This is a genomic window from Kribbella sp. NPDC054772 (genome assembly GCF_053611945.1).
In genome coordinates this window covers 26,173-38,168 of the sequence record NZ_JBSHBJ010000025.1, presented here as the reverse complement: position 1 = coordinate 38,168, position 11,996 = coordinate 26,173, and the positions used below count along the sequence as shown (strand labels likewise).

General features: G+C 69.2%; 12 protein-coding genes. 2 read left to right on the top strand and 10 right to left on the bottom strand.

The genetic code is table 11. The annotated features are described in order from the left end of the window. Positions 1 to 22 precede the first annotated feature (22 nt). From ACWGID_RS30000 to dnaK, 5 genes are all read right to left on the bottom strand, one after another. Positions 23 to 550, bottom strand: coding sequence for a GNAT family N-acetyltransferase (locus ACWGID_RS30000; RefSeq protein ID WP_452202327.1), 528 nt, complete (start codon positions 548 to 550; stop codon positions 23 to 25). 247 nt (positions 551 to 797) lie between these two features. Then, a complete protein-coding gene (locus ACWGID_RS29995; protein WP_452202184.1) occupies positions 798 to 1,253 on the bottom strand; it encodes a heat shock protein transcriptional repressor HspR in 456 nt (151 codons plus the stop codon). Beyond that, positions 1,253 to 2,431, bottom strand: coding sequence for a molecular chaperone DnaJ (dnaJ, locus tag ACWGID_RS29990; RefSeq protein ID WP_452202182.1), 1,179 nt, complete (start codon positions 2,429 to 2,431; stop codon positions 1,253 to 1,255). Before dnaJ ends, ACWGID_RS29995 begins: the two co-directional genes overlap by 1 nt. A 27-nt stretch (positions 2,432 to 2,458) precedes the next feature. Next, entirely contained in the window at positions 2,459 to 3,154 is a 696-nt protein-coding gene (gene grpE / locus ACWGID_RS29985) for a nucleotide exchange factor GrpE (protein ID WP_452202180.1), read from the bottom strand. Continuing rightward, positions 3,151 to 5,028 carry a molecular chaperone DnaK gene (gene dnaK, locus ACWGID_RS29980; RefSeq protein WP_452202178.1) on the bottom strand — a complete coding sequence of 626 codons (1,878 nt, stop codon included), beginning with the start codon at positions 5,026 to 5,028 and terminating at the stop codon, positions 3,151 to 3,153. The genes grpE and dnaK overlap by 4 nt, the downstream gene beginning before the upstream one ends. A 217-nt stretch (positions 5,029 to 5,245) precedes the next feature. On the opposite strand from dnaK, the gene ACWGID_RS29975 reads away from it, so the two are divergent. Beyond that, complete coding sequence (locus ACWGID_RS29975) at positions 5,246 to 5,722, top strand: GNAT family N-acetyltransferase (RefSeq protein WP_452202176.1); 477 nt, start codon at positions 5,246 to 5,248, stop codon at positions 5,720 to 5,722. A 27-nt stretch (positions 5,723 to 5,749) separates the two neighbouring features. On the opposite strand, the gene ACWGID_RS29970 is transcribed toward ACWGID_RS29975, so the two are convergent. Continuing rightward, the gene (locus tag ACWGID_RS29970) at positions 5,750 to 6,181 is read right to left on the bottom strand and encodes a phosphoribosyltransferase family protein (protein ID WP_452202174.1); all 432 of its coding nucleotides are present in this window, start codon (positions 6,179 to 6,181) and stop codon (positions 5,750 to 5,752) included. A gap of 242 nt (positions 6,182 to 6,423) precedes the next feature. Here ACWGID_RS29970 and ACWGID_RS29965 point away from each other — a divergent pair, with 242 nt between their 5' ends. After that, complete coding sequence (locus tag ACWGID_RS29965) at positions 6,424 to 7,374, top strand: hypothetical protein (RefSeq protein ID WP_452202173.1); 951 nt, start codon at positions 6,424 to 6,426, stop codon at positions 7,372 to 7,374. 28 nt (positions 7,375 to 7,402) lie between these two features. Here ACWGID_RS29965 and hutI read toward each other — a convergent pair whose 3' ends face one another. Genes hutI through ACWGID_RS29945 form a run of 4 tightly spaced genes read right to left on the bottom strand, consistent with a single transcriptional unit; the run spans position 7,403 to position 11,988 of the window. After that, a complete protein-coding gene (hutI, locus tag ACWGID_RS29960) occupies positions 7,403 to 8,566 on the bottom strand; it encodes an imidazolonepropionase (RefSeq protein WP_452202171.1) in 1,164 nt (387 codons plus the stop codon). Then, complete coding sequence (locus tag ACWGID_RS29955) at positions 8,563 to 9,873, bottom strand: formimidoylglutamate deiminase (protein WP_452202169.1); 1,311 nt, start codon at positions 9,871 to 9,873, stop codon at positions 8,563 to 8,565. The genes hutI and ACWGID_RS29955 overlap by 4 nt, the downstream gene beginning before the upstream one ends. Then, entirely contained in the window at positions 9,870 to 11,057 is a 1,188-nt protein-coding gene (locus tag ACWGID_RS29950) for an allantoate amidohydrolase (RefSeq protein ID WP_452202168.1), read from the bottom strand. The genes ACWGID_RS29955 and ACWGID_RS29950 overlap by 4 nt, the downstream gene beginning before the upstream one ends. A gap of 7 nt (positions 11,058 to 11,064) precedes the next feature. Continuing rightward, entirely contained in the window at positions 11,065 to 11,988 is a 924-nt protein-coding gene (locus tag ACWGID_RS29945) for an ABC transporter substrate-binding protein (RefSeq protein ID WP_452202166.1), read from the bottom strand. Positions 11,989 to 11,996 lie beyond the last annotated feature (8 nt).

Sequence of the window (11,996 nt, the reverse complement as noted above, 5' to 3'; positions counted from 1 at the left end):
TCGGTGCGGTACGCGCCGTAGATCAGGTGCTGAACTCCGATGCTCGCATCCGGTACACCTGCAGGTTCAGGTCGTAGTACTTGTCGGTCTCGCCGACCCACTGCATGCCGAGCCGGCGCGCGGTGGCGATCGCGCGTTTGTTGGCCGGCCGCGCGACCGCGAACAGCTCGTCGACCTCACCGTCCTGGAACGCCCAGCGCATCAGCGCGCTGCTCGCCTCGGTCGCGTACCCCTGACCCCAGGCGCTCGGCCGCAACTGCCAGCCGATCTCCAGATCCTCCTCGTACGGCGGGAGCAGGCGGATCAGCAGCGCGCCGACAATCTCACCGTCGTCGCGACGCGCGACCGCCCACCGGCCGGCCGGTACGACGAAGTTCGGTTGGGCCTCGATCCAGGACTGCAGGATCATCCGCATGGTCGCGGCGTCCGGCACCTTGTCGATGGCGGGTGACAGCCAGGGCGCGACGTCGGCGGAGCCAAAGATCTCCAGCGCGGCGTCAGCGTCGTCTTCCTCCCAGTCCCGGATCAGCAGCCGGTCCGTCTCCAGCATCAGCGTCACCTCGCCAGGGTAGGCGGTGGCTGCCGCAGGCAACAGGTTCCGTTCGCCCGGCCGACCGGCCGGTGAAATGCGAGCCGCAGGGCGGTCCTGGAACGGACCACCCTGCGGGGGCCGAAGGGCGCCGGGGGGTGGGCGCACCTTCGACAGGTGGAGGCGTCGTGGGGGTTGACGACCTCCACCGACCGGAGGCTCCGAGGGTGGGTCTTTCGGAAGGCCTCCGGTGCCTTTGGGTGAAGGATCAGCGCGAGCCGAGTTCCAGAGGCTGGGTGCGGATCCACCGGGTCGTGGTCTGCTGCCGGCCCATGGCGATCACGTCGCCGGCGGGACCGGCGGAGAAGACCCGGCTGGCGGCGGGACGCCGAGAGGCGCCGACACCGCGCTGGACCTCTGCCAGTAGCTGGTTGACCCGCTTGCGCAGGTCCTCCACTTCGGACTGTAGCGCGAGAATGTGCCGAATTCCCGCCAGGTTGATGCCGTCTTCCTGGCTGAGGTGCTGGACGTAGCGCAGCTTCGCCACGTCGTACGCCGAGTACCGCCGGCCACGGCCGGACGCCCGGCTCGGCACCACCAGGCCGAGCCGGTCGTACTGGCGCAAAGTCTGCGGATGCATGCCGGCCAGTTGGGCCGCCACCGAGATCACGTAGATCGGGGTGCGGTCGTCCCAGGTCGGCACCTGGCTGAACGGGATGCCCATCACGTGCTCCCGAACAACCCGGCCCGCAGATCAGGCTGGTCCGACGCGGAGTTGAACTCCTGCAGCTTCTCCTTCTGCTCGTCGGTCAGCTCGTGCGGCACCTGCACCTCGAGGGTGAGCAGCAGGTCGCCTTTGGTCCCGTCGCGGCGGACCGAACCCTTGCCACGGACGCGCAGCTTGCTGCCGTTCGCCGTACCGGCGGGGATCCGGACCGTGACGGGCAGGCCGTCCAGGGTCGGCACCTTGATCTCGGCACCCAACGCCGCCTCGGTGAAGCTCACCGGGACGTTCAGCGTCAGGTGCTCGCCCTGCCGGCCGAAGATCCGGTGGCCCTTGACGTGCACGGTGACGTAGAGGTCGCCCGCCGGGCCACCGCGCTCGCCCGCCGCGCCCTTGCCCTTCAGCCGGATCCGCTGACCGTCCTGCACGCCCGCCGGGATGCGGACCTGCATGGTCTTGCTCGACTGGCCGCGGCCGGAGCCGTGGCAGGTCTCGCAGGGCTGGTCGACGACCAGGCCGCGACCCTTGCACTCGGTGCACGGCTCGGTCATGGCGAACACGCCGCCCTGGACCGAGGTCTGCATCCCCGTGCCCTCGCACTTCAGGCACACCTTCGGCACCGTGCCGTACTTCGCGCCGGTCCCCCGGCAGGTCGGGCACGGCTCGTCACTGGTCATCCGGAGCCCGACCGTGACACCGTTCACGGCCTCGGCGAACTCGATCGTCGCCTCGGTCTCGATGTCCTGGCCGCGTCGCGGACGGGCCGTAGTCGTGGTGGTCGTGGTGCGGCCACCACCGCCGAACATGCCGCCCAGGATGTCGCCGAGCCCACCGCCGGCGCCACCGGCGCCACCGCTGCGGTTGAACAGGTCGCCGACGTCGAAGTTGAACCCGCCGCCGCCCTGACCACCGCTGCCGGTCGGCATCCGGAAGCCGCCGCTGCCGAACAGCCGGCGCGCCTCGTCGTACTCCTTGCGCTTCTTGGGGTCACCAACGACGTCGTACGCCTCGGAGACCTCCTTGAACTTGGCCTCCGCCTTGGTGTCCCCGGCGTTGGAGTCCGGGTGGTACTGGCGCGCCAGCTTGCGGTAGGCCTTCTTGATCTCGTCGGCCTCAGCGGTCTTGGAGACGCCGAGAACCTTGTAGAAGTCCTTCTCGAGCCAGTCCTTCGTGCTCATTCGACGCCTCCCCTCCCGTTGTGCCGACTACTCCGCGGACTTGTCCGCGGCTGGTTCGTCATCTGTGCTCTCCACCGGTACGTCGGCCTTCGCGGCGTCGGCCGGTAGTGATTCGGTCGGCTCCGACACGGCCACCCGCGCCGCCCGCAGGACCCGCTCGCCGAGCCGGTAGCCCGGTTGCATGATCATCGTCGCGGTCGGACCGTCGACCTCGTCGGAGTAGTTGTGCAGCAGGGCCTCGTGGATCCGCGGGTCGAAGGTGTCACCCTTCTCGCCGAACTTCACCAGGCCGAGCTTCTCGGTGACCCGTTCCAGCGATTCGGAGACCGCCTTGAACGCGCCGTCCAGCTCGCCGGCTTCCCGGGCCCGGCCGATGTCGTCCAGGATCCCGAGCAGCTCGGTGAGCACCGAGCCGACCACGAGCTCCCGGGCCGCCTCGCGGTCCCGGTCCACCCGGCGCTTGTAGTTCACGTACTCGGCCTGCAGTCGCTGCAGGTCCGCCGTACGCTCGGACAGCGCTTCGGTCAGCAGAGCTTCCTGCGCGGACGGACCGATCAGATCGGACGGGTCCCGCGGCGGCTGGCCGCCCGGGGCACCCGCCGCGGGAGGTGCGGACTGGTCCGCAGGCTCCCGCAGCGCGCCGGTGTCCGGGTCGATCCGGCGCTTGTCGCGGACGACGGGCTCACCGTCGCCGAACTCGCTGCCAGTCGGTCGATCCGTCACTTGTCCTCCGTCTTGTCCTGCGGCCGGTCCTCGTCCACGATCTCGGCGTCGACGACGTCGTCGTCGGCGTTGGCGTTGGCGTTCGCGTTGCCGTCGGAGTCAGCGCTCGCGCCGTCCTCCGACGCACCGCCGGCGGCCTGGGCGTTCGCGTACATCGCGGCACCCATCTTCTGGCTGGACTGGGCGAGCTTCTCCGAGGCGGCCTTGACCGCGTCGGCGTCCTCACCCTCGAGCGCCTTCTTCAGCTCCGCCACGCCGTCCTTGACCTCGGTCTTGACGTCGTCCGGGATCTTGTCCTCGTTCTCCTCGAGGAACTTCTCGGTCTGGTAGACGAGGGACTCCGCCTGGTTGCGGTTCTCCACGGCCTCGCGGCGCTTGCGGTCCTCCTCGGCGTACTGCTCGGCGTCGCGGACCATCTGGTCGATGTCGGTCTTCGGCAGCGCGGAGCCACCGGTCACCGTCATCCGCTGCTCCTTGCCGGTGGCCAGGTCCTTGGCGTTCACGTGCACGATGCCGTTCGCGTCGATGTCGAAGGTGACCTCGATCTGCGGCACGTTCCGCGGCGCCGGCGGCAGGCCGGTCAGCTCGAAGTTGCCCAGCGACTTGTTGTCGCGGGCCATCTCGCGCTCGCCCTGGTAGACCTGGATCATCACCGACGGCTGGTTGTCCTCGGCCGTGGTGAAGATCTCCGAGCCCTTGGTCGGGATCGTGGTATTGCGCTCGATGATCTTGGTGAACACGCCACCCTTGGTCTCGATGCCGAGGCTCAGCGGGGTCACGTCGAGCAGCAGGACGTCCTTGACCTCACCCTTCAGCACACCGGCCTGCAGGGAGGCGCCGACCGCGACGACCTCGTCCGGGTTCACGCCCTTGTTCGGGTCCTTGCCACCGGTCAGCTCCTTGACCAGGTCGGCCACCGCGGGCATCCGGGTCGAACCGCCGACCAGGATCACGTGGTCGATCTTCGCCACGTCGATACCGGCGTCCTTGATGACGGCCTTGAACGGGGCGCGGGCGCGCTCCAGCAGGTCGTTCGACATCTTCTGGAACTCCGCGCGGGAGAGCTTCTCCTCCAGGTGCAGCGGGCCCGAGTCGGTGAGGCTCAGGTACGGCAGGTGGATGGTGGTCTCGGCGGCGCTGGACAGCTCGATCTTGGCCTTCTCGGCGGCCTCGGTGAGCCGCTGCATGGCCATCTTGTCGCCGGACAGGTCGGTGCCGTTCTTGTTCTTGAACTGGGTCACCAGCCACTGGACGATCCGGTTGTCCCAGTCGTCACCACCGAGGTGGTTGTCACCACTGGTCGCCTTCACCTCGAAGACACCGTCGCCGATCTCCAGCAGGGAGACGTCGAAGGTGCCGCCACCGAGGTCGAAGACCAGGATGGTCTGCTCGGTGCCCTTGTCCAGGCCGTAGGCGAGCGCGGCCGCGGTCGGCTCGTTGACGATCCGGTGCACCTTCAGGCCCGCGATCTCGCCGGCCTCCTTGGTCGCCTGGCGCTGCGCGTCGGAGAAGTACGCCGGCACGGTGATGACCGCGTCGGTGACCTGCTCCCCGAGGTACGCCTCGGCGTCCCGCTTCAGCTTCTGCAGCACGAACGCGCTGATCTGCTGCGGGGTGAACTTCTTGCCGTCGATGTCGACGTTCCACGCCTCGCCCATGTGGCGCTTCACCGAGCGGATGGTGCGGTCGACGTTCGTGGTGGCCTGGCGCTTCGCCACCTCGCCGACCAGGACCTCGCCGTTCTTGGCGAAAGCCACCACCGAGGGCGTCGTACGCGCTCCCTCGGCGTTGGGGATGACGGTGGGCTCGCCACCTTCCAGTACGGCGATGACGGAGTTCGTCGTACCGAGATCGATTCCGACCGCGCGGGCCATTCTGTTACCTCCACGAAGTTGAGTGATGCAGACTCAATGTTGCCGTTCGCCCGCCTCGGTTTCAAATCCGTGACTGAACAAACTTGAGTTCACTAGGCTCAACATTGCACACCGGGTAGGTCATTCCCAAGAGTGATCCCGATTTTCGGGGGCGGGGCCAGGGTGTGACCAGGGAGACCCCTCCCGTGGCAAAGGCTTTCCGTGCGACGCTGATCACGTGCAACTCCGCCCGATGACCTCCGCCGACATCGCCCCTGTGCTCGCCCTCAACGCCACCGCGGAAGGTCAGGTCGAGTCGCTCGGCGCCGACCGCCTGGACTGGCTCCGCCTGATCGCCGCCCACGCCGCCGTCGTCGACCTGGACGGTACCCCGGCCGGCTTCGTCCTCACGTTCACCCCCGGATCGGCGTACGACGGGCTGGCCTTCGAGTCCTTCAGCCAGACGTACGCCGACCGGTTCCTGCTCGTCGAGCGGATCGTGATCGCCGCCGAGTACCGCCGCCAGGGCATCGCGTCCAAGGTGTACCGCGCGATCGAACGCGCCGCCCAGCCGTTCGACCGCACCGTCGCCGCCGTCCCGGCCGCCGGCGCCGCGCTGTCCTTCCACACCGCCCGCGGGTACGAGGAGGTCGGAAGACAGCGCTTGCCCAACGGCACCAACACCACCCTGGTGTCCAAGGAACTGGCCGCCTGAACCGCACACCCTCTACCAAGGCACCAACTAGAGCTGCCGTACGTCGAGCAGCGCCCGCAGCGGGAGGTCGTGGCGGAGTCGCGGGTCCGTGAGCCCGTCGACGATGCAGGCCGCGCCGATCCAGTGCGCGCCACAGTCCTCGACCAGCAACCGTGCGGTCCGCGCGGTCATGCCCGTGTCCGCCCAGTCGTCCACCATCAGCACCCGATCGGCGGGCCGGATCAGCCCGCGCCGGAACCCGAACACCTCGTGCCGATCCCGATAGTCGGGCCCCGTGGTACGCCGTACCCACCGATCGCTGTCGACCGCCGGACACGCGTCCTTCCGCATCTCCACGAACCCGGCACCCGCCGCAGCCGCGGTCAACGCCCCGACCAACGACCCACGGGACACCGGCCCGAGCACGACCGTCGGCGTCTCCTCGTACAACCCCGCGAGCGCCGGTCCAATCTCCCGCAACAACTCAGCGTCCCGCCACCACCCGGTGACGTCCGCGTAAGAACTTCAGACGCCCCGATCCGTCCGCCACCGAAACGCCACCCGAAGCCCCGCCGTGATGTCCATACCTCCAGCATGACGCGTCGCCCCGCACCAGCGCATGGTGTTTACGGACCGCCAGGCCATCACAATCGGCATCTGAACGCCCGGCCACGCGGGCGAGTGCGGGCTTGGCGTGATTGTGATGGCCTGGGGATCCGGCTGTGGATAAGTACAGCGGCGTGGCGAGGTCGTGCGGGGCCATCGAGCACATGCCCGAAGTCGTCGATGTGCTGCTCCGCCGTGACGGTACGGCGACCTTCGGGGAGTTGCGGGCCGTCGTCCCCGGACGCGCGATCCGGGCGGCGCTGGCCGGCGGGATGATCCGCCGGATCGCGAAAGGGGTCTACGCACTGCCGCAGGCGCCCGATCCGATCGTCGCCGCCAGGGCCCAAGGTGGCCTGGTGTCGCATCGCAGCGCGGCCGCCCTGCACGGCTTCGACGTCTTGGAGCTGCCCGACAAACCAGAGATCACCGTCCCTCGCGGGCAGCACCGTCGCCTCAGCCCGGTCGGCTGCGAGGTGCACTGGGCGGACGACGTGCCATCCGACGGCTATTGCACCGACAAGCTCCGAACGGTCCTGGACTGTGCCCGGACGCTGCCGTTCGCCGCGGGACTGACCGTCGCCGACTCCGCGCTACGTCTGCGTGGCGTGGACCGCTCCCAGCTGATGGTCGCCGCTGCCGAGTTGCGTGGGCCGGGCAGCCTCCGCGCCAGGCAGGTGGCGGCGGCTGCCGACGGACGCGCGGAGTCGGCGTTGGAGTCGGCGCTCCGAGCGATCCTGGTCGAGGAGGGCATCCGGGGTTTCGAGCCGCAGCTCGTCGTTCGTGACGGCGGCTTCTCGGCTCGGATCGACCTCGGCAATGCCGCGCTGTCGATCGCGGCCGAGACGGATGGCTTCGCGTATCACGGCACGCGCGCCGCGCTTGCTCGCGACTGCCGCCGCCACGTCGGCCTCACGGTGCGAGGGTGGCGGCTGCTGAGGTTCAGCTGGGAGGACGTGATGTTCGACCGGCAGTGGGTGGTGGGTGCGTTCCGCGACGCGATCGCCGGATCCCCAGGCCATCACAGTCTGCCCTTTGCCCCAGCTCGCCCGCGTGGAGCAGCTGCTTAGCGGCGATTGTGATGGCCTGGCGGTTCGCTCACAGCAGTCGCCCGCCGAGGAACGTCTGAGTCACCAGCGGGACGCCCGGGCGGTAGGCGAGGTGGAGGTACGACGGGGCGTCGAGGACTGCGAGGTTGGCTTTAGCGCCGGGGGCCAGGCGGCCGATGTCGGTGCGGCGGAGGGACGTGGCGCCGCCGGCGGTGGCGGACCAGAGGGCCTCGGCGGGGGTCATGTGCATCTCGCGGACGGCGAGGGCGATGCAGAACGGCATCGAGGACGAGTAGCCGGAGCCGGGGTTGCAGTCGGTGGCGAGGGCGACGGTGACGCCGGCGTCGAGGAGGCGACGGGCGTCGGGGTACGGCGACCTCGTCGAGAACTCGATCGCAGGCAGCAGACCGGCAACGACGCCCGTGGAAGCGAGCGCGTCGACGTCGGCATCGGTCAGATAGGTGCAGTGGTCCGCGGCTGCGGCGCCCATCGAGCACGCGAGTTGAACCCCGGGCCCCTCACCCAACTGGTTGGCGTGGACACGAGCCTGCAGCCCGCGCGCCAGACCCGCCTGCAGGATCGCGCGCCCCTGGTCCGCGTCGAAGGCGCCACGCTCCACGAACACATCGATCCACTTCGAGTGCTTCGCCGCGGCGTCGAGCATCGGCCCGGTCACCAGCGCCACGTAGCCCGCCGGGTCGTCGGCGTACTCGGCCGGCACTACGTGCGCCCCGAGGTACGTCGTCTCCTCGGTGAACTGCCCCGCGATCTCGAGCGCTCGCGCCTCGTCCGCGACCGTCAGCCCGTACCCGGACTTGATCTCGACCGTCGTGGTCCCCTGCCGCCGCATCTCGGTCACCAACCGGGACACGTTCGCGGTCAGCTGCTCGTCGGTGGCCGCACGCGTCGCCGCCACCGTGGTCCGAATGCCTCCGGCGGAGTACGGCGTCCCGGTCATCCGGGCCGCGAACTCCTCGGCGCGGTCGCCCGCGAACACCAGGTGGGAATGCGCATCGACGAAGCCCGGGATCACCGCCCGCCCACCGAGATCGATCGACCCGTCCGCGTCCGGTGCGGCCCGCCGCGACCCGACCCAGGCGATCGTGCTGCCGTCGATCACCAAGGCCGCATCATGCAGCTCACCAAGGACACCGCCGTACGCGGGATCGTTGGTCACCAGCGAACCGATGCCGGTCAGCAGGAGCGATGTCATGCCGTCACCGCCGCAATGGACGCACCCAACGCAGCGGGAACATCAAGTGTCACGTGCTTGCCCGAAGCAACCAGCTGCTTGCCGGAGACAACCACGTCCGTCACGTCGGCCGCCGACGCCGCGAACACCGCGGTCTCCACGGTCCCGCCGGTGCCCGCCGTACGCACACTGTCGAGCCGGAGCGCGACCAGATCCGCGCGAGCTCCCACCTCGATCACCCCCGCATCCTCGAAACCGATCGACCGATGACCGTCGACTGTCGCCGCCCTGAGCAGCTCGGCCGCCGACCAATGACCGCGCTCCTGGGATGCGAGCCGCTCGTCCAACTCCACGGCCCGCATCTCCTCGAACAGATCGATCACCGCATGACTGTCCGACCCCAGCGTCAGCGGCGACCCGGCGTCGCGCAGTTGCACCGACGGGCCGATGCCGTCCGCGAGATCGCGTTCGGTCGTCGGGCAGAAGCAGGAGTACGACGCCGAGCTCCCGAGCAACCCGACATCGACCGAGGTCAAGTGGGTCGCGTGCACCGCGCTCGTCCGCCCGCTCAGGAAGCCGGCCTCGTCGAGGATCTGCGCGGGAGTCCGCCCGTATGCCGCGAGACACGCCTCGTTCTCTGCGACCTGCTCGGACAGATGAATATGCAGCGGTACGTCGGGAAACGCCGACGCGACCGCACCGATCTGATCCTGCGGAACGCCGCGCACCGAATGCGCAGCCGCCCCGATCACCACATCGTCGCTACCCGTCAACCGCGAGACCCGGGAAGCCCAGGCAGTCGCGTCGCCGTCGCTGAAGCGCTGCTGCACCTCGTTCAGCGGCTGCTCGATGCCGCCCGCGACGTAGCAGGTGTCGAGCAGCGTGATCCGGAGGCCGACGTCCTGCGCGGCCGCGATCAGGGCGGCGCCCATCGCGTTCGGGTCGTCGTACCGCCGGCCGCCGGGCGCGTGGTGCAGGTAGTGGAACTCCCCCACCGCGGTGATGCCTGCGAGCAGCATCTCGCCGTACACGGCGCGCGCGAGGTCGTAGTACGTGTCCGGCGTGAGCGAGGACGCGACGGCGTACATCTGCTCGCGCCAGGTCCAGAACGTGCCGCGCTCGGTCTGCGTCCGGCCGCGGAGCGCGCGGTGGAACGCGTGACTGTGACAGTTCGCGAGCCCGGGCACGACCAGTCCGTGGAGAACGTGGGCGCCCGCGGGGTCGGCACCGGCTTCGACGGACGTGAAGCGGCCGTTCTCGACGGACACCAGGACTCGTTCGGCGAGGCTGTCCGGAAGGAGCGCGGTCTCGCACCAGTACGTCGTCACCCTGCGAGGTCCTTCAGTACGGCGGCCAGTGCCTCCACGCCCGCGAGACAGTCGTCCATCTCGGCGTACTCCGCCGGTGAATGCGAGACGCCGGTCGGGTTGCGGACGAACAGCATCGCGGTCGGGATGCCCGCCGTCGAGAACACGCCGGCGTCATGACCCGCACCGGTCGGCAGCACCGGGGCGCCGTCGAGGACGTTCACCAGCCGGTCCCGCAGGCCGGCTGGGAAGTCGACGATCGGCGACACCGACTCGGGCGTCACCTCGACCGCGGTCCCGTCCCGCTCGGCGCGCTCGGACGCCTGCTTCGTGATTGCCGCGAGCAACAGTTCGAGGGTCGCGGTGTCGGCGGCCCGCGCGTCCAGCCAGGCCGTCACCTGCGACGGTACGGCGTTGGTCCCGTTGGGCTCGACCGCGACGCGGCCGAACGTCGCCCGCGCACCGGCGAGACGGGCCTGCTTGTTGGCGGCCAACGCGGTCATCGCGTAGGTGAGCATCGGGTCGTGCCGGTCCTCCATCAGCGTCGTCCCGGCGTGGTTCGCCTCGCCCGTGAACGTGAACCGGTACCGCCCGTGCGGCCAGATCGAACTCGCGACACCGACCGGCGCGGTCAGGCCGCGCCCTTGTTCTACATGCAGCTCGACGAATGTCCCCATCCGCTGCATCAGCGGCGACGGCCCGACTCCCGCCGGGTCGATCCCCGCACCTTCCAACGCCGACTCCAGCGATACCCCGGCCCGGTCGGTCAAGGCCAGCGCCTTCGTGGCAGGCAACACCCCGGCCGCGACCCGGGACCCCAAGCAGGGCATCCCGAACCGCGCGCCTTCTTCTTCTACAAAAGCACCGATCCCGATCGGCACGGACGGCTCGAACCCTGAAGCGCGCAGCACATCTACCGCCGCCAGAGCCGAAACCACCCCCAACGGTCCATCGAAGGCGCCACCATCAATCACCGAATCCAGATGACTTCCGGTGACCACACCAGGTCCGTCGGCGTCGCCCCACCAAGCGATGAGGTTGCCGATGCCGTCGGATTCGACTTTCAAGCCGCGGGCGGCGCACTGGTCGAGGAACCAGTGCGTCGCCTCGCGTTCGGTGGGCGTCCAGCCGCCGCGCGTGTAGCCGCCGGTGTCCTGATGGCGGCCGATCGCGGACTCGTCGGCCCAGAGTGATTCGAAGCTCACGGCAGACTCAGGCCAGCGGGTTCTTCGAGAGCCAGTCCTTGGCGACCGCGTCCGCGCTCTCCTTGCCGGCGTCGATCCGCTTGACCAGGTCGGTCAGCGCGTCCGTGGTCAGCTTGGCGTCCACCGCGTCCAGCGTCTTCACGACGTCGTCGGACTTGTGGTCGGTCCGGATCAACGGAACGATGTTGTTCGGCGGCAGGATGTTCTCCGGGTCCTCCAGCTGCACGAAGCCCTTCTCCTTGATCACCGCCTGCGTGGTGAACAGGTCCGTGACCTGGATCGTGTTGTCCTCGAGCGCCTTGATGCTCAGCGGACCACCGGCGTCCAGGGTCTTGTAGTCCTTGAAGTCGACGTCGTACTTCTCCTTCATGCCCTTCAGCCCGGCGGTCCGGACCTTGAACTCGGGGCTGCCGCCGGCGACCAGGTTCTTACCCTTCAGGTCGGCGATCGACTTCAGGTTGTACTTCGCCGCGGTCTCCTTGGTCACCACCACGGTGTCCTCGTCGGCGGCCGGCGACATCGTCAGGACCTCCAGACCGGACGGCACCGCCTTCTTCAGCGCGTCGTACGCCTTCTGCGGGTCGGTCTCGGTGGAGTTCTTGTCGAAGTACGCCAGCGCGGCGCCGGTGTACTCCGGCACCAGGTCGACGGACCCGTCCTTGATCGCGGCCATGTAGGTCTCGCGGTTGCCGATGTTGGGCTTCTTCTTCACCTCGATGCCCTTGGCGGCGAGCGCCTGACCGTAGATCTCCGCCAGCAGCTGGCTCTCGGAGAAGTCGGCCGACCCGACGGTGATGCTGCTCACCTTCGACGGCGCGGGTGAGGATCCGGCGTTGTCGTTGCCGAGCTGGTCGCCCCCACCCCCACAACCGGCCAGGCCGAGCACCGCCACCCCGGCGATCGCAGTACGGATGAGTGTGGATCTCAACACGAGAGCCT